Raw genomic sequence first — 15742 nt, forward strand, 5'->3', positions numbered from 1 at the left:
CTTATAGGGTTATTTGTTGATGATTTTAAAGAAGTTAAACCCCAAGCGCATGTGATCTTTTTTGGAGTAGAACTTGGGTCTGGATATTAATAGACTTTTGCAGCTGATTAAATTCAAAAATTATAAAACAATGCTATTATTAGAGCTATCACTATTTAATAATAGAACGTACCTAGAAAAAAGGAGGTGACTGGTGATGGTGGAGGTGACTGGAATTATCGTGGCAGGCGGACGCTCCAGCAGAATGGGACAGGACAAAGCATTGCTTCGGCTTGGAGGAGTTACGGTATTGGAGAGAATAGCCGCTGTGCTGGGACAGGTAACGAAACGGGTTATCGCAGTGACCCGAGATCCAGAGCAATACAGGGGGCTTGGTCTGGAAACGACAACCGATCTGTATCCTGGCTTAGGTCCTTTGAGCGGAATCCATGCGGGGCTTTCTGCTTCCAACACGGAGTGGGGGATTGTCGTGGCCTGTGATATGCCTCTCGTGCAGCCAGAGATATTGCGTGCTTTGCTGTCTCACGTAACGAATGAGGCAGCAGTGCAAGAGACAGCCCATGAGCCAGGAAAGCAACAAGTGCAAGGGGAGCAAGCATCATGGGTCGGAGATTGCTTGTCACCGCACTTAACGGAATCAACATTACAGGCGGTAATCGCCTCTGTGAACGGGCGTATGCATCCGTTGCTGGGCCTATATCATCAAAGTGTCCTGTCGTCTGCCGAAAAATGTCTGCAAAGTGGCCGTCTTCGTCTGATTGACTGGCTGAATTCCTTGAACGTTCGCTACGAGATAGCGGGCGAATGGCCGGGTGCGAGTCTGGATATGTGGAAGAAAGCCGTATTCAACATGAACTATCCGCAGGATTATCAGCTGATCGTAAAGCAATTGGAGCATACGCAAAACGTAACGGACACGCAGGAAAACACAGAACGGTAATACATCAAGGACAGAAATAAGAGATCAGAAGATAAGAGAGAAAATATATAATCATTTTGGGGGAGTACATAATATGTTCGGAGCGATTATCCATGCCGTTTTATTGGCACTGGGATTGATTTTGCCTTTGGGGGTACAAAATGTATTCGTGTTTAATCAGGGGGCGTCCCAGTCACGGTTTCGCAATGCACTGCCTGCTGTTATGACCGCAGGTGTCTGTGACACCATTCTGATCGCGCTTGCGGTTGGGGGTGTATCCCTTGTTTTACAGCAGTTTCTATGGCTTACGAATGTGCTTTATGCCGCGGGCTGTTTGTTTTTGCTGTATATGGCCTGGACCCTCTGGAGATCGAAAGCAGCCTCCGCGGGAGAAGGACAGCCCATGCCTCCAAAACGGCAGGTGATTTTTGCCGCTTCAGTATCCTTGCTGAATCCGCATGCCATACTGGATACCGTCGGCGTAATAGGAACCAGTTCGCTCCAATATGATGGCGGGGAACGCTGGGCGTTCGGTTTGGCAGCCGTATCAGTATCGTGGGTATGGTTTATCGGCCTGGCCATGGCTGGGCGTCTCGTTGGACGTATGGATTCAGAAGGAAGGTTCGGTACGATGCTGAATAAAATATCGGCATTGATTATTTTAGGCCTGGCTATTTATATGGCAATCAATTTTATCACCAGTATGTGATCCGAGTCTTAGAGGAAAAATCCCAGGATTACGAGTACACCGCTTAAAGTTGAAGGGAATACCGATTAAAAATAGCGAAAAGGCAAGACAGCCTAAATCAGCAATTATGGCATCCTGAGGGTTTGCCGGATTAAAGTACACTAATCTTGCCACCCACCCGGTTGAAGCTTAGATTAGTCCATAAATAAAGTGACGCTGCTTACAACAGCGTCACCGTAATGTCTTGCTCCAGACGTTTCACGTCCTGGAGATCAATCTTGCCGGCCATGGCGTGCAAAGCCGCCGCCGTACCGCAGGCCGCTCCCTGCCGTAGCAGAGCAGGGAGCTCCAGCCCCGCCGCCGCGCCGGTGACCAGCCCGGCGACCATGGCGTCACCGCTGCCGAGCGCGCTGACAATGTCCGCGTTCGGCAGGCGCACGCGATAGCGGGCATCGCGCGTTACCGCCAGCGCCCCGCGTGCGCCGAGCGAAATGACGGCCAGCTGAGCGCCGGCCTCAAGCAGCTGCGCTGCCGCCACTTCAGCGGCATCCGGACGCGTAGCGTCGATGCCTGCAAAGCTGGCGGCCTCGACCTCGTTAGGTTTCACGAGGTCGGGCTTTCCGCGCAGCCCCAAGCGCAGTGCTTCGCCGCTCGCGTCCAGCGCCACCCGTGCGCCGCTCGCCTTTGCCAGCATGCACAGCTCGGCGTACAGATCTGGCGGGCAGCCGGGGGGCAGGCTGCCCGAGAATACGACCCAGTCCGAGTCTGTGGCGAGGGTCGTAATTTTGCGTCGCAGCGCATCCAGCTCCAGCGGCCCGATGGTCGGGCCGCTCTCAATCAGCTCGGTCTGCGTGTGTGCAGACGGATCGAGCACGGTGATGGCGAGACGGGTTTCCCCGTGAGCGGCTTTGATGAAATCGGCGCTTACGCCTTCCGCGCTCAAACCGTCGGTGAGCAGCCGCCCGGTGTGTCCGGCGATGAACCCCGTCGCCCGGACAGGCGCGCCCAGCGTGCGAATGACGCGGGCGGCATTTACTCCCTTGCCGCCCGGCACTGTCAGGCCGCCTTCGATGCGGTGGACGGCATTCAAGCCAAAGCCTGCAACTGTGTAGATTTTATCTACAGCCGCGTTCAGTGTTACAGTGGTGATCACAAGGCGTCACTCCTTTAGGAAATCAGCTTCAGTCCCAAAGCTGCGACAAGAATCATGGCGATAAACAGGATGCGCAATACGCTTTTTTGCTCACCGTACAGGAGCATGCCTGTAATCGTGCTGCCCACCGTTCCGATGCCTGTCCATACGGCGTAGGAAGTTCCCATAGGCAAGCTGTTCATCGCGTAGCTGAGCAGCGAGAAGCTGAGGACAAAGGATAGGATCATCAGCATTAAGGCCTTCCAACCCTTACCAACCGTAAATCCCTTCATGCCGATGACTCCGAATACTTCCGAACCTCCCGCCAAAACCAAGGCAATCCAGGCCATTATGCGTCACTTCCTTCCTGAGCATCGCGGTCGGTTACTAATTTCAGACCAATGACGCCTGCTAGCAAAAGTGCGATTAACAGCGTTTTGGACCACTGAAACGGTTCCCCGAATATCAGCATTTCACCAACGACGGTCCCGCCTGTGCCCAGTCCGGTGAATACGGCATATACCGTGCCTACAGGCAAACGGTTGGCAGCCTTGATAATCAAATAAAAGCTGGCTGAGATCGCCAGCACAGTTATGATCCAGGTGAGTACAGAATCAGCATGCTTCAGACCCGATACCCATACGACCTCAATCAGGCCGCCTACAAAAACATAAATCCAACTGCGGTTCATGATGAACGTTCTCCTTTGAATATGATGATTGTAAAATGTCCCCTCCTTCCACTGTGAAGCAGCTCCACCAATACTCCGTTCAATAGTGTCTTGAAGGATAAGGCCACATCTATAGGTTCCATGTGCCCAAAGGGTTCTCTATGCCGTGCATTTTGCAGTTGGCGGATTAATTGTTGGTCCATACTTTCCAGAAACGGATTGGCAATTTCCACAATCTTGTGAAATAAGGATACGGGCGAAAAAAACGACGTGCAGCATAAACTTGGCTGTGCTGCTGCTCTCATATTCCTGTTCCATCCAAATCAGAAAGCCGTACAGGGTATTCTCCAGCGGCAATGCTGCCCAAGGAAGCTCCTTTATATCCATGAGTGGCGGATTGATTCAAAGCAGATTTAAAAAAATCTTCCATTCCCACTTTTTTTCACCTACCTAACGTTTGTTAGTCTATTCTTGCACGGAAAAAAATAAGTATCAACCTCATATTTCCAGTTTGGCAATTGTTTTTTCCAGATTCATTTTTATCATTAATCTTTTATAAAAAAGTGGGAAGAAATAAGGGGCTCATGTACAATATAATGAAGAATACCTGTCAAAGGCAGTCCATCGGAAGTGAGGTTGGCTATGAGGCGAAGTTTGCTGGCCGTGTTGATCGCGGTTTTGGTGTTTATTTTTTATTATTTTGGTTTGTTTAATTTCATCGGGAGAAATGAAGGGACTGTCATCAGTATCTTTTCTACCCTGACGGTTATCTCTATCAGTCTGATTATTTTCACGGAGAATCGCAATCCTTCCACTACGGTGTCCTGGATCTTGCTGCTGGCTTTGCTGCCGGTTGTTGGACTTCCTCTTTATTTTTTGTTTGGGCAAAATGTATTCAAACGTCGTAAGTATGACAAAAAGGCATTGCGTGATCAACAGGCTTACGAGCGGATTGAAAAGGATGCGATGCACGTCAAACGTGATTTGATCTGCTTTACCGATGAGCAGCAGCAGTTGATGCGTCTGGCTCGCAGACTGGCTCGTTCTCCGATTTATTTTGCGACGGAAACTAAAATTCTGAACAATGGGGATGAAACCTTCTCCACGCTGCTGGAGGAACTGCGTAAGGCGCAGCATCATATCCATATGGAATATTACATTTTCCGGTCGGATGATATTGGTACAAGTATTCAGAAAATTTTGATCGAAAAGGCGAAAGCAGGCATCAAGGTTCGATTTATGTATGATGCGGTGGGCAGCATTCAGTTGTCGAAGACGTTTTTGAAGGAGATGAGAGATGCGGGAGTAGAAGTTGTTGCATACGGCGGGGCGCGGATCTTGTTCTTCTCGAGCCGGGTAAACTACCGTAATCACCGTAAAATCGTAGTCATTGACGGCAATATCGGATTGATTGGCGGTCTGAACGTAGGGGACGAGTACCTTAGCCGCAATAAAGCCTACGGCTTCTGGCGTGATACGCACATGATTGTGAAGGGTGAGGCTGTGCGAACGCTGCAACTCATTTTTTTACAGGATTGGCTTCATATGACAGGCGAATCCGTGCTGGATAAGGAATATCTGTCACCCGATATCGAGCCAATTACAGACGGGGCTGTGCAGATCATTGCCAGCGGCCCTGATAATGAGCGGAGAGTGCTCAAAAATTTGTTTTTCTCCATGATTACGTCTGCCCGTAAGTCGGTCTGGCTTGCCACACCTTATTTTATACCGGACGAAGATATCCTGACTGCTCTGCGGATGGCTGCTCTTTCCGGTCTGGATGTGCGAATTCTGTTTCCAGCGAAACCGGACAAGTGGCTGCCGTTTTTCGCGTCCCACTCTTACTTCCAATCGTTGCTGGAGATGGGGGCCAAGGTATATGAATATGAAAAAGGTTTCCTTCACTCCAAGCTGCTCATCATTGATGGGGAAGTTGCTACCATCGGAACAGCCAATATGGACATGCGGAGCTTTCATCTGAATTTTGAAGTAAATGCCTTGTTGATTCAAACGCATAGTGTACAGCAGATGGTGAGGGATTACGAACGGGATTTGCAATCTGCCAGTCTAATCGTGCGCGAGGAATTTATGAAAAAGCGCCTGTTCAAACGCTTGATGGAATCGCTCGCCCGTTTGCTTTCACCACTTTTGTAGGATAAATTCACCCAATATCTTTCCAAGACATTGAATGATCCTCGCAGGCCGATAAATCTTGATTGTATTCCACCCCCTAATTTTTCCACAGTTTATCAAAATAGGCCGCCCCCTGCCGGGTCAGCTTGCTGTCCGCTGGAGCGGCTCCCTTATTTTCCAAATTCAGATCATCCGGATATTCCTCGATTACATCTTGCATTCTATTCATCGTCCGGAACATGGCATTATGATGGCACTGACTAATTATTAAAGCGAGTCCACAGTATTAAAATGAATGCTGGCACGGAATGAAATATTTGAGGACATATGTCCTTTATAGAAAGTCTCCCCTATACTTTAATATATAAAAACATCATTTACACAGGGAGAATAGCGATTGATGAGAGGAATACTGTTTGCTTTTCTAGGAGGCGCCTGTATTACGCTGCAAGGGGTGGCGAATACACGCATTAGTCATGATATCGGTACATGGGAGGCGGCTGCGATTACTCAATTCACAGGCTTTATTTTGGCCGCCTTGGTTTGGATGTTGACACGGGACGGTCGTGTGGCTGAAATGAAACAGGTTAAGCCGATGTATCTTTGGGGCGGTGCATTTGCAGCTATTATCATTTTCAGTGAAGTTACGGCGATCCAGCATATTGGAGTGACATTTACGATTTCAGCGCTATTGATTTCGCAGTTATGTTTAACCTTTCTGGTAGATATCAAGGGATGGTTCGGCCTGGTGAAGCAAAAGATGAAGCTGCCGCAATTTATAGGGATTGGTATGATGATTGCGGGTGTCATTATTTTGAAGCTCTGACCGGAGCTTCATTCACCTTGGAGACCCAGAACATAGGGATTGAGGGTGATATTGGGAATGGGAGAAATTCAGGATCAAGAACAATTGCATCATTTTTTGCAGCTGCATCAGCTAGAGACGATACTCTATGAGCCATTGCGCCCTTATTTGTCACTGCATCGCTTGGAACAAGGGGAAAAGCTCTGTGCACAGGGGGACGCTATTGAACATCTGTACATCCTGGTTCAGGGCAAGATCAAGATTTATACCAGCTCGACCGAAGGTAAAACACTCATTCTCTGCTTCAAAACACCGATCGAAGTTATTGGAGATGTTGAATATATCCGCGGTAGTCACGTCATTAACACGGTTGAGGCGGTGACTCCAATTTATGTAATTGGGATTCACCATCAATGGATGCATAAATACGGAAGAGACTATGCTCCTTTACTGCAATTTCTTCTGGATGTGGTCACGAGAAAGTTTTGTCTGGATTCGGACTTTTCCAGCTTCAATCTCATGTATCCCGTGGAAGTCAGATTGGCCAGTTACTTGCTGTCCGTTTCCTTTGACGAATCGGCTTTCCTCTTCCATGAAGAACTACGGGTATCCAATCTAATAGATGTAGCGAACCTGATCGGAACCAGCTACAGACATCTGAACCGTGTCATTCGCAAGATGATGGAGGCCGGATTGGTGGAGCGGTCAAAAGGATACATTGTCATTCAGGACAGGCAGGGTTTAAGCGAGCTGGCAGGCCATAATATTTACGAATCATTATAAATCAATGGAACATCAGGGGAGAGTTGAATGTTATGTTGTTAGGAATTGTACTGGCGGTTATTGCAGGTGCTTTGGTCAGTTTGCAAACGATATTCAATAACAAAGTAAATGAACGGACAGGTTCATGGGCCACTACAACCTTGGTGCTAGGTACAGGTTTTCTGGCTTCTTTGCTCGGCAGTCTTGTTTTTGAAGGGAAAAATACATTTACTTTTCGGCATATGCAGCTGTGGTACTGGTTCAGTGGGATGATTGGTGTCGGCGTTGTGTTTTGTCTGGTACAAGGCATGAAGCGGCTTGGCGCAACCTATGCGATCTCGATTGTGTTGACGGCACAATTAGGTACCGCTTTGCTGTGGGATTCGTTAGGGTGGCTGGGATTGGAGAAGATTCCGTTCACCTTCAGCAAGCTGATTGGAGTACTGGTCATTATCGGCGGTATTCTCGTATTCAAGCTTGGCCAGGGACGTACAAAGGCACAGGCAAGAAAGCATGAAGCCTGTACCTGACTCCATGCAGAGCTGATTAAGGCTGGTGGCCTTCATTTTGACAGGGGGCATATCCAAATAGAGGAGTAGAAATGCCGCCCCTTTAATAGGATCGGTTTTTGTGATGTATATCTTTTTCCATCCATGATACAATGAAGATATCTTGATTTTGTCGGTTTTTCAAGGCTGATAGCTGATATAGAGACGTAATACAGATCGGTTACCGTGTTTGGGAACGGTCTTATTTGTGTTTCCCAAACCTGAAATGAACAAACGAGCGACTTGGACGAGGTGGAATATGGATGAGTCATGAAGAACATCAAAAAGGGTCACCTGATGGTTCCGGGAGATCCGGCTCCTTATTGCCTGCTGCGCGGACAGGTGAGCGGAAGATTGAGCACGTCCGCCTTTGTTTGCAAGAGGATGTGGCCGGGCAAGGCATCACCAGCGGGCTGGAGCGGTATGCCTTTAAGCATTGCGCACTGCCTGAGCTGCATTTTGACGAGGTGCGTCTGAGCACTGTTTTTTTGGCACGTCCTGTGCGCACACCGCTGCTCATAAGCTCGATGACAGGCGGCAGCACCAAGACGGGGGCAATCAATGAGCGATTGGCAGAGGCGGCCGAGAAGCGCGGCTGGGCGCTCGGCGTTGGCTCGGTACGGGCTGCGGTGGAAAGGGAAGAGTTGGCATCCACCTTTGCAGTTCGGCGTCTGGCACCCAGCATACCGATCTTTGCCAATCTCGGGGCGGTGCAGCTGAACTACGGATTTGGCGTGGACGATTGCCGCCGTGCTGTGGAAATTGCCGGAGCGGACATGCTGGTGCTGCATTTGAACGGATTGCAGGAAATTTTCCAGCCTGAGGGAAATCTGGATTTTAGCGGCCTGCTTGGCCGTATCGAGGAACTGTGCCGTCAGCTTTCAGTGCCTGTAGGGGTCAAGGAAGTAGGCTGGGGCATAGATGGCGAGACGGCTTCGAGACTGTATAATGCGGGTGCGGCTTTTATTGATGTTGCTGGCGCGGGCGGGACGAGCTGGAGTCAGGTCGAAAAATTCCGCAACCCCGATCCTGTACGCCGCGCGGCGGCGGAGGCATTTGCAGATTGGGGGAACTCCACCGCAGACTGTATCATAGAAGTCAGAGCTGCCCAGCCCCATGGAGCCCTGATCGGCAGCGGAGGATTGAGGAACGGTGTTGATGCTGGTAAAACGCTCGCTTTGGGGGCTGACATGGCAGGCTTCGGGCGTTCCTTGCTCGGCTCTGCGGTCGCCTCCAGCGAGGCGCTGGAAGCCCGATTGGAGCAGGTGGAGCTGGAATTGCGTACGGTTATGTTTGGCATCGGAGCAGGTGACATTGAAAGTCTTAAAAATACAACCAGGCTAAGAAAGAAGGCGAACGAATGAGTGGACTTATCAGATTGACCCCGATGAATGCGGAGCAGTACGAACGTTTTGAGCAGCGCTCGCTTGCGGATTTCGCGGAAGATAAAATTCGTGCAGGCACTTGGACGGAGGAAGAAGCACCGCAACGGGCCAAGGAAAGCTTTGCTCACTTGTTGCCGCAAAGACTGGATACACCCCATGCTCACCTATACATGATTGAATATTCAGGCAGTGCTGGCCAGAATCCGGAGGAAGCGGGATATATCTGGTTCAACATTACAGAAAAGACGCAAGGCAAAGAGGCGTTTTTGCTGGATATTCTCGTCTACGATTCATTTCAGGGAAAGGGTCTGGGGACGTTGACGATGAAGGCATTGGAACAGGAAGCTCGCAAGCTGGGAGCGGTTCGCATCGGTTTGCACGTATTCGGGCATAATGAGCGGGCTCTGCATGTATATCGCAAGACGGGTTATCGGATCACGGATATCCAAATGAGTAAAGAACTCTAGATAGAGAGACGGCAAAAACATGAATTTCATAACCGTACGCTTGCCGCATGTATAGGTTCTCCTATATAATGTGGGTTGGTATATTGGCATAAGGTATAACGCATATTTTATATAAACGGGAGTTGTTCTGACTATGGCTTTAAAAGCGGGGATTGTGGGTTTGCCGAACGTGGGCAAATCGACACTGTTTAATGCGATAACGCAGGCGGGCGCAGAATCCGCAAACTATCCATTTTGTACCATTGACCCTAATGTAGGGGTCGTTGAAGTACCGGACGAGCGGCTGGATAAGCTTACCGAGCTAGTTGTACCGAACAAGACGGTGCCTACGGCTTTTGAATTTGTGGATATTGCAGGGCTTGTACGTGGCGCGAGCAAGGGAGAGGGGCTTGGCAATAAATTCTTGGCCCACATTCGTGAAGTGGATGCGATTGTACATGTCGTACGTTGCTTCGAGGATGAGAACATTACCCATGTGGACGGCAAAATTGACCCGATCAGCGACATTCAGACCATTAATCTGGAGCTGATTCTGGCGGATATCGAAAGCGTGGACAAGCGTATCGAGCGTTCCCGCAAAAACATGAAGGGCGGTAACAAGCAGTACGCTCAAGAGGTTGAAGTGCTGGAACGGATCAAGGAATCGCTGTATGCTGACAAACCTGCGCGCAGCGTAGAATTGTCGGATGATGAAAAGCTGATTATCCGCGACCTTCATCTGCTTACGATGAAACCTGTGCTGTATGCCGCTAATGTCAGTGAAGACGGTGTAACTGAAGCCGACAGCAATCCATACGTACAAAAGGTACGTGAGTTTGCGATAGCGGAAAATGCAGAAGTGGTGCCGATCAGCGCCAAAGTAGAAGCCGAAATTGCCGAGCTGGAAGGCGAAGACAAAGCGATGTTTCTTGAGGAACTGGGACTGGCTGAATCCGGCCTGAATCGTCTGATCAAGGCAGCTTACCGCTTGCTGGGTCTCTACACCTATTTTACAGCAGGAGTACAGGAAGTACGCGCATGGACCATTCACAAAGGAACCAAAGCGCCGGGCGCTGCGGGTGTAATCCACTCGGATTTTGAACGCGGATTTATTCGTGCTGAGGTTGTTTCCTATGATGATTTGGTTGCTGCCGGTTCCATGAACGGGGCGAAGGAACGCGGTCAGCTTCGTTTGGAAGGTAAGGACTATGTGGTGCAAGACGGAGACGTTATGCATTTCCGTTTTAATGTTTAGTATGTATTTCAGCGTATAGCGCTCGGTGTTGATATACAAACATATTAGGTTAATGTATATGTGTTTCCTGCATGTGCTAATTACGTAGTCGCTGCCTGTCTTCAGGGTGGCGGCTTTTTATTTGATTTGCATTTATTTTCTTGATTGAAAACTTTTACAAAAAGGTGAAACAGCTATCAAAATTTTTGCACCTATCATCAAAAAAGTGGATATGCAAAAAATAGACCCTGTTACGCAGCGGCCCCAACTTGATGCTCAAGGGAAAGAAGTGACCGAGAAAGTGGAAATGCTAACGGGGTTCAAACCGGTCAATGTGTTTGATGTGAGCCAAACCAAAGGTAAGGAGCTGGCCAATCTCCGTGCTATTATCCGCGATGATATAAAAGATAACCATAGAGCCGCAGAATTGTACAGTTCGCTTTCTAATCATATAGGCAAAAAATGGATATTAGAGAAAGTGCGGACGACTTTAAGGATCAGCCTAAAGTTCGTGGATATTATGACCGCGTGAATAATGCGATCCGTTTCAACCCTGATGCAGAAAATACGACGATGAAGCTTAAAACACTAATCCATGAATACGCGCATGCTCAGCTCCATCGAATGGACAGTCCTTTGAAAGACCTACCAAGAGAGCATAAGGAGGCCCAAGCTCAAGCTACGGCCTTTATGGTGACAAAATACTATGGTATTGATACGGAAGCTTACAGCGCCGGGTACATAGCAACTTGGGCCAAGGATATAAATCTGGCCAAGCAAGCCCTTGGAGAAATTCAGAAGACGGCCAACAATATTATTCGTGAAATTGACCATTTGAATAAAGAACGCTTTCAGGAAGTTACAAAGCAAGCGCCTATGGATAAGTCTGATTCTCATGGGAAGTTATAGGCCGATCCGATCCAAGAAGTAGCGGCTGCATCTGAAGGACGACCTAAACAGATGAACGAGACGAAGACTAAATCCGGTCCTGATCTGGAACGTTGACATAGGCTTGCTTCTTTTCCCATGCTATAATAGACAGTGACAAAATAAACCGGTGGGAAGGATACGGCGAAGTTACCCGAAAGGGGGTGTCGCCGTGTCCATACTTGAATTGTGCCTGAAGCTTTTAGACGTGATGTTGAAGTTAGTCGGTATTTTTACCGGCTTAAATACTTTACTCAACGCCTGGAAGCAAGCGCGCCGAGACAAGGAAAACCACCGGCGATAGGTTAGGGAGCCTAGTTATCCGGTGGTTTTTCATACGTGTTATGAAATTCTCGCCGTGGTCACCCACCGGCCTTTGTTACGAGCCGTGATGTGTCCAGCATCGCGGCTTTTCTATTTTATGACTTCTTACTTAAAAGTATACCACAAACAGGCTGTATTTACACGGATGATCACCAATTATGGCCAGGTTTTATTTTCCACTCTTCGACTTCGCGCGGTTCCACGCCGCACAACTGGCAGATCAATAAGCCTAATGTTATATTCGGCGTTTTCAAACCGTATTCTACATTCTGGTAATGTCGTAATGTGCATTTCAAGTGTTCATTGATTTTTAAGACAAGGGATTCCTGGGTGTAGCCTGCTGCTTCTCTGGCATCTTTTAATTTCAAACCTGATGAACTCCTTATTTTCCTTTCCTTTATCTTACCGAAATCATTAAAAATATATCACGGTCTAAAAATCACGATTTATAGTTGGCGAATTATAGTTCGTTGGTTATAATGGAAATAACTGGTTTTCCCCGGCCAAGGTATAGTGAGATCCATTTGCAAGTTTACTCTCCACTTTTGCAAAATGTGATTATCTCACAGGAAGACACTAAGAAATACCCTCGCTATAGGACAGCGCCAGTCCTATGAATGAGGGTATTTTTTGAAGATACATATATAAAGACGGTCGCATCCAGGCAGCCTTTTTTCTAAATTTGCTCTGGTCAAATAGACAAACTGTTCAAAGAAAATAAAGTTGTAGACCGGGGACCTTGTTATTAAACGGTTTTTCATTGAGTGCCAGCTATTGAAAAATAAGTATGGGGCTTGATGATTCCATGCCAGATTATTTACAATTTTTTACTTAGTAAAGTGTATGTAAATATCATCTAAGGCATTTTATAGCATAATTATGATTGTTATGTGGGGAGAGTAGTAGTTTTGCATAAAAGGGATTGGGGGGCTGACTGAACATAATGATGTAACTTCTTAGGTTTGATACATGCGATTGTACTGATTAATGAGTTCGTCCAAAATCATAGATTGCTCAAGTACGCATGCATGTCCGAAGCCATACTGTTCGTAAAGATCATGCAATCGTTGTCTGGCACTTTCCATCTGTTTAGTTAAGAATTCATCAATGTCCATACCTTCACTACCCCAACCACCTATTTATTATCATTTTAGGAGTAAATGACCAATTATATTATGAACGTTTTTTATCAAAAAAGAATAAAAAAGACCAGCCGAAGGGCTGGCCATTATAGGGGTAATAATTTGATTAAGCTGAACCGACATCGTCTTGCGGCTGGAATGTTCCAGAAGTCGGATGCTGAACTGGTACTCCGAATACCAGTAAGCAACTAGCTGTCACTAAAATTAAAGCCATCTTTTTGGTCAGTTCTTTCCCACATGTCATACCCAGTCAATATTTCAAAAGTGGCACAGGCCTTGAAACGCTCAAACAAGCCAACACAATTGGCAATAAGTAGTCCATGGTTAATTGTAACAGCTTTTTCATAAGCGTTTATTAAACAATTGAACCCATATGGATATCTACCTTATTAAAGCTGTATTTCGCCAGTTTGTACCAAAAACGCGCTTGCTGTTGCTGTAAAAACGGCTCCATAGGAGAGGGCTCTTGATACGACGCAATTTTAGGCTCGAAGCGATGAAGTATGTGGTCTACATCAATATTGTATTTGTTGGCTGCCTCAATGATATTCAAAAGTTCATTAAATACATGTTTTTCACCAGATATCTGTTCTACGTAATCCGATAGGACACTAACATCTCCAGTCATAAGCCTATTTAAGTAAGCATTAATTTTGGCCCAACGCTGGAACAAACCGAGCCAATGAAGTGTATCCGGATCTTGCTCCCTCACCCAGCTTAGATCAGTATAGCCATGTATATGCTCTAAAGCCCGTTCGTAATCTCCAGTTGCATGACAAGCATTTGCACACATCAATTCAGCGTAGGCTATGTATACAAAAAGAGGTCTGCTAAGTTTCTTTTCCGGTTTCATTTCTCTCTTAGCATTATGAGCCAAGTCATATTGAATTTGTCCTAATTTATACATCTGACATGAAAATTTATAGACCTTATCCCACACACTCAATGATCTATACACGTTTGCAAGTCTTTTAAGGCATCCAGTTGGTCAATTTCATCTAAACGATCAACAAAAGGTTCGAACCTGGCAGCCGTTTGAAGATTTTGAGCCTGATCTTTCCCGATCCGGAGGCTGAACAACCGATACTGACATAAAGCAAGCCGTTCTGAATGCTGCTTTCTTTCACTGTCGGCCACGTTTTCATAGAGGCAGGCCGCCGCGTCTCGGTACCCTTTTTGAAGCAGATCCTCAGCCATTTCAAAAAGTAGCTGGATGTACATTGAAGTATCTAACAACAGACTCATAACGAGCTGTATGCAATCCAACCGGCTGAGCTCCGCACAACGAAATAAAAATGGGCTTATTTTTCGCCAATGCAGAGATGGTGATTCTATGATGCACTCTTCAATGTAACGTTCATAAAAATAGTCTGGTGGTAATTCCATCCCGGCAGTAATGCGATCTAACTGGTTAACAGATAAAGAACGATTGCCTGTGACGATACTGCTAAGTGTACCTACATTTAAATCAATGATGTGAGCAAACTCGGTCAGAGTTATGCTGTTCTGTTTTAGGTATTTTTCAATTTCTGTGCGAATCATAGGTGTGATTTTTTCCATGAATAAAACCACCCTTCACGTATTGTGCGAATTTATATTATATAATGAAATATTTGTATATTTACAATATATCATCTTCTAACAAACCTTTAGAATTCTATGTGGACGTTGAAACAGGTTTTATGGGCTTAGGAAAATACAATAGCGGAATTTCCTGTAAGCTGTGCAACTCGATCCAGGATTTAAGCTATTTTAAAAGCTCTCTTTTATGTAAGCAATGTATACTTAACCTGAAGGGGAACGTAAGTGTTACTTCCATTCCTGTTCCTGCTGTTAAGAAGTATAAAGAACCCAAAGTCCATCGATCTACGTTACAATTGCTTAAAATTCTACGGGAACTCATGCGTGAACATCCAAAAGCCAAACAGAGCGAATATGCCGAATGGCTTGGCGTGTCACAAGGCCGAATATCTCAGATAAAAAAATTATTATAGGGTACCGCCACATGCCCATCAACTTAAGAAATTCATTGTTTTCTTAAACGAAAAAAATGAGCTGAATTGTTATAAATAATTGTGGCAAGATAAAGTTTTCGTTTTGGGGACTTCAAAATATTAGTTTGATGGACATTGATGCTATCCCTAGGAGGAATGAGCTTTTTGTTTTACTACTGATAATGATACGTTATGTTAACCAAGCATGAATACGATATACATCCATTTTTTGCAGAAATTGTTTATTCTCAATGGTAAAATACGTAGGGGAGGAGGGTTATTATGGAGAAACATCGTTTTAGAAATCTATTTTTCTGTTTTGTTATTCTCCTAATGTTAGTAGCTTGTCAAAAAGAATATAGCGGTAAGTTAGTACAGTGGGGTGATACTGCTAATAGTATTGACACAACTAAACTAAAAAGAAATAACATTCCATATGAAATAAAAGACGGTAAATTGTATATTCCTAAAGATGCAGTAAGTGATGCTACATATTGCTGTACATAAGTAATGATGTAAGTCCCTTTCTAAATAAAGAGAAGGGTTTGCAAGTATTGATACCTCCATAGTGATTTTTATATTTGTATGCATTTTATCAATCATTCCCTTGACTCTCCATTTGTAGTACTGTAT

General features: G+C 46.3%; 19 protein-coding genes and 2 pseudogenes. 12 read left to right on the forward strand and 9 right to left on the reverse strand.

Annotation, left to right across the window (positions count from 1 at the left end; genetic code table 11):
* Positions 1-196: 196 nt before the first annotated feature.
* Together mobA and JO375_RS07855 are read left to right on the forward strand one after the other, a co-directional pair.
* Positions 197-940 carry a molybdenum cofactor guanylyltransferase gene (gene mobA, locus JO375_RS07850; protein ID WP_229523933.1) on the forward strand — a complete coding sequence of 248 codons (744 nt, stop codon included), beginning with the start codon at positions 197-199 and terminating at the stop codon, positions 938-940.
* Between the two features lie 73 nt (positions 941-1013).
* Positions 1014-1628: a LysE/ArgO family amino acid transporter gene (locus JO375_RS07855; RefSeq protein ID WP_229523934.1), complete on the forward strand. Its 615-nt coding sequence runs from the start codon at positions 1014-1016 to the stop codon at positions 1626-1628.
* Between the two features lie 199 nt (positions 1629-1827).
* Here the strand turns inward: JO375_RS07855 and JO375_RS07860 are convergent, their stop codons facing one another.
* The 5 genes from JO375_RS07860 to JO375_RS24495 are packed head-to-tail and all read right to left on the reverse strand — an operon-like array spanning position 1828 to position 3839.
* Positions 1828-2760 carry a 1-phosphofructokinase family hexose kinase gene (locus tag JO375_RS07860; RefSeq protein ID WP_229523935.1) on the reverse strand — a complete coding sequence of 311 codons (933 nt, stop codon included), beginning with the start codon at positions 2758-2760 and terminating at the stop codon, positions 1828-1830.
* Positions 2761-2774: 14 nt separating this feature from the next.
* The gene (locus JO375_RS07865; RefSeq protein WP_229523936.1) at positions 2775-3089 is read right to left on the reverse strand and encodes a DMT family transporter; all 315 of its coding nucleotides are present in this window, start codon (positions 3087-3089) and stop codon (positions 2775-2777) included.
* Positions 3089-3430, reverse strand: a complete 342-nt coding sequence (locus JO375_RS07870) for a DMT family transporter (RefSeq protein ID WP_229523937.1) — start codon at positions 3428-3430, stop codon at positions 3089-3091. Before JO375_RS07870 ends, JO375_RS07865 begins: the two co-directional genes overlap by 1 nt.
* A complete protein-coding gene (locus JO375_RS07875; RefSeq protein ID WP_229523938.1) occupies positions 3427-3714 on the reverse strand; it encodes a hypothetical protein in 288 nt (95 codons plus the stop codon). Before JO375_RS07875 ends, JO375_RS07870 begins: the two co-directional genes overlap by 4 nt.
* Positions 3711-3839, reverse strand: a complete 129-nt coding sequence (locus tag JO375_RS24495) for a hypothetical protein (RefSeq protein WP_267497675.1) — start codon at positions 3837-3839, stop codon at positions 3711-3713. Before JO375_RS24495 ends, JO375_RS07875 begins: the two co-directional genes overlap by 4 nt.
* Positions 3840-4051: 212 nt before the next feature.
* On the opposite strand from JO375_RS24495, the gene cls reads away from it, so the two are divergent.
* The gene (gene cls, locus JO375_RS07880; protein WP_229523939.1) at positions 4052-5563 is read left to right on the forward strand and encodes a cardiolipin synthase; all 1512 of its coding nucleotides are present in this window, start codon (positions 4052-4054) and stop codon (positions 5561-5563) included.
* A 76-nt stretch (positions 5564-5639) separates the two neighbouring features.
* Here the strand turns inward: cls and JO375_RS24500 are convergent, their stop codons facing one another.
* Entirely contained in the window at positions 5640-5771 is a 132-nt protein-coding gene (locus JO375_RS24500; RefSeq protein WP_267497676.1) for a hypothetical protein, read from the reverse strand.
* A 171-nt stretch (positions 5772-5942) separates the two neighbouring features.
* Here JO375_RS24500 and JO375_RS07885 point away from each other — a divergent pair, with 171 nt between their 5' ends.
* The 8 genes from JO375_RS07885 (at position 5943) to JO375_RS07920 (ending at position 11631) form a co-directional block, all read left to right on the forward strand.
* On the forward strand, positions 5943-6368 hold the full coding sequence (locus JO375_RS07885; protein WP_229523940.1) for a DMT family transporter: 426 nt from the start codon (positions 5943-5945) through the stop codon (positions 6366-6368).
* Between the two features lie 57 nt (positions 6369-6425).
* Positions 6426-7130: a Crp/Fnr family transcriptional regulator gene (locus JO375_RS07890; protein WP_229523941.1), complete on the forward strand. Its 705-nt coding sequence runs from the start codon at positions 6426-6428 to the stop codon at positions 7128-7130.
* 32 nt (positions 7131-7162) lie between these two features.
* Positions 7163-7639 carry a DMT family transporter gene (locus JO375_RS07895; RefSeq protein ID WP_229523942.1) on the forward strand — a complete coding sequence of 159 codons (477 nt, stop codon included), beginning with the start codon at positions 7163-7165 and terminating at the stop codon, positions 7637-7639.
* Positions 7640-7920: 281 nt separating this feature from the next.
* Positions 7921-9021, forward strand: a complete 1101-nt coding sequence (gene fni / locus JO375_RS07900; RefSeq protein WP_229523943.1) for a type 2 isopentenyl-diphosphate Delta-isomerase — start codon at positions 7921-7923, stop codon at positions 9019-9021.
* Positions 9018-9509, forward strand: coding sequence for a GNAT family N-acetyltransferase (locus tag JO375_RS07905; protein WP_229523944.1), 492 nt, complete (start codon positions 9018-9020; stop codon positions 9507-9509). The genes fni and JO375_RS07905 overlap by 4 nt, the downstream gene beginning before the upstream one ends.
* 133 nt (positions 9510-9642) lie before the next feature.
* The gene (gene ychF / locus JO375_RS07910) at positions 9643-10743 is read left to right on the forward strand and encodes a redox-regulated ATPase YchF (protein WP_229523945.1); all 1101 of its coding nucleotides are present in this window, start codon (positions 9643-9645) and stop codon (positions 10741-10743) included.
* Positions 10744-10948: 205 nt separating this feature from the next.
* Positions 10949-11254, forward strand: a complete 306-nt coding sequence (locus JO375_RS07915) for a hypothetical protein (RefSeq protein WP_229523946.1) — start codon at positions 10949-10951, stop codon at positions 11252-11254.
* The gene (locus JO375_RS07920) at positions 11185-11631 is read left to right on the forward strand and encodes a hypothetical protein (RefSeq protein WP_229523947.1); all 447 of its coding nucleotides are present in this window, start codon (positions 11185-11187) and stop codon (positions 11629-11631) included. Before JO375_RS07915 ends, JO375_RS07920 begins: the two co-directional genes overlap by 70 nt.
* Positions 11632-12122: 491 nt before the next feature.
* On the opposite strand, the gene JO375_RS07925 is transcribed toward JO375_RS07920, so the two are convergent.
* The 3 genes and pseudogenes from JO375_RS07925 to JO375_RS07935 all read right to left on the reverse strand — a co-directional run bounded on the left by JO375_RS07925 (position 12123) and on the right by JO375_RS07935 (position 14675).
* Complete coding sequence (locus JO375_RS07925) at positions 12123-12341, reverse strand: helix-turn-helix transcriptional regulator (protein ID WP_229523948.1); 219 nt, start codon at positions 12339-12341, stop codon at positions 12123-12125.
* 518 nt (positions 12342-12859) lie between these two features.
* Positions 12860-13088: pseudogene (locus JO375_RS24975) on the reverse strand (Spo0E family sporulation regulatory protein-aspartic acid phosphatase).
* A 215-nt stretch (positions 13089-13303) separates the two neighbouring features.
* Positions 13304-14675 (reverse strand): annotated as a pseudogene (locus JO375_RS07935) (helix-turn-helix domain-containing protein).
* A gap of 716 nt (positions 14676-15391) precedes the next feature.
* On the opposite strand from JO375_RS07935, the gene JO375_RS07940 reads away from it, so the two are divergent.
* Positions 15392-15616 (forward strand): hypothetical protein, encoded by a 225-nt coding sequence (locus JO375_RS07940; RefSeq protein ID WP_229523949.1) that lies wholly within the window; start codon positions 15392-15394, stop codon positions 15614-15616.
* Positions 15617-15742: the final 126 nt, after the last annotated feature.

The sequence above is a fragment of the Paenibacillus farraposensis genome (genome assembly GCF_020736845.1).
In the GTDB taxonomy this organism is placed as follows: domain Bacteria; phylum Bacillota; class Bacilli; order Paenibacillales; family Paenibacillaceae; genus Paenibacillus; species Paenibacillus farraposensis.

What these genes read in the sequence shown, in the direction of transcription:
- cls (WP_229523939.1), top strand. Translation starts at nt 4,052, where the DNA reads ATGAGGCGAAGTTTGCTGGCCGTGTTGATCGCGGTTTTGGTGTTTATT.
- fni (WP_229523943.1), top strand. Translation starts at nt 7,921, where the DNA reads ATGAGTCATGAAGAACATCAAAAAGGGTCACCTGATGGTTCCGGGAGA.
- JO375_RS24495 (WP_267497675.1), bottom strand. Translation starts at nt 3,839, where the DNA reads ATGGAAGATTTTTTTAAATCTGCTTTGAATCAATCCGCCACTCATGGA.
- JO375_RS07875 (WP_229523938.1), bottom strand. Translation starts at nt 3,714, where the DNA reads ATGAGAGCAGCAGCACAGCCAAGTTTATGCTGCACGTCGTTTTTTTCG.
- ychF (WP_229523945.1), top strand. Translation starts at nt 9,643, where the DNA reads ATGGCTTTAAAAGCGGGGATTGTGGGTTTGCCGAACGTGGGCAAATCG.
- JO375_RS07885 (WP_229523940.1), top strand. Translation starts at nt 5,943, where the DNA reads ATGAGAGGAATACTGTTTGCTTTTCTAGGAGGCGCCTGTATTACGCTG.
- mobA (WP_229523933.1), top strand. Translation starts at nt 197, where the DNA reads ATGGTGGAGGTGACTGGAATTATCGTGGCAGGCGGACGCTCCAGCAGA.
- JO375_RS24500 (WP_267497676.1), bottom strand. Translation starts at nt 5,771, where the DNA reads ATGAATAGAATGCAAGATGTAATCGAGGAATATCCGGATGATCTGAAT.
- JO375_RS07870 (WP_229523937.1), bottom strand. Translation starts at nt 3,430, where the DNA reads ATGAACCGCAGTTGGATTTATGTTTTTGTAGGCGGCCTGATTGAGGTC.
- JO375_RS07890 (WP_229523941.1), top strand. Translation starts at nt 6,426, where the DNA reads ATGGGAGAAATTCAGGATCAAGAACAATTGCATCATTTTTTGCAGCTG.
- JO375_RS07920 (WP_229523947.1), top strand. Translation starts at nt 11,185, where the DNA reads ATGGATATTAGAGAAAGTGCGGACGACTTTAAGGATCAGCCTAAAGTT.
- JO375_RS07895 (WP_229523942.1), top strand. Translation starts at nt 7,163, where the DNA reads ATGTTGTTAGGAATTGTACTGGCGGTTATTGCAGGTGCTTTGGTCAGT.
- JO375_RS07855 (WP_229523934.1), top strand. Translation starts at nt 1,014, where the DNA reads ATGTTCGGAGCGATTATCCATGCCGTTTTATTGGCACTGGGATTGATT.
- JO375_RS07940 (WP_229523949.1), top strand. Translation starts at nt 15,392, where the DNA reads ATGGAGAAACATCGTTTTAGAAATCTATTTTTCTGTTTTGTTATTCTC.
- JO375_RS07865 (WP_229523936.1), bottom strand. Translation starts at nt 3,089, where the DNA reads ATGGCCTGGATTGCCTTGGTTTTGGCGGGAGGTTCGGAAGTATTCGGA.
- JO375_RS07905 (WP_229523944.1), top strand. Translation starts at nt 9,018, where the DNA reads ATGAGTGGACTTATCAGATTGACCCCGATGAATGCGGAGCAGTACGAA.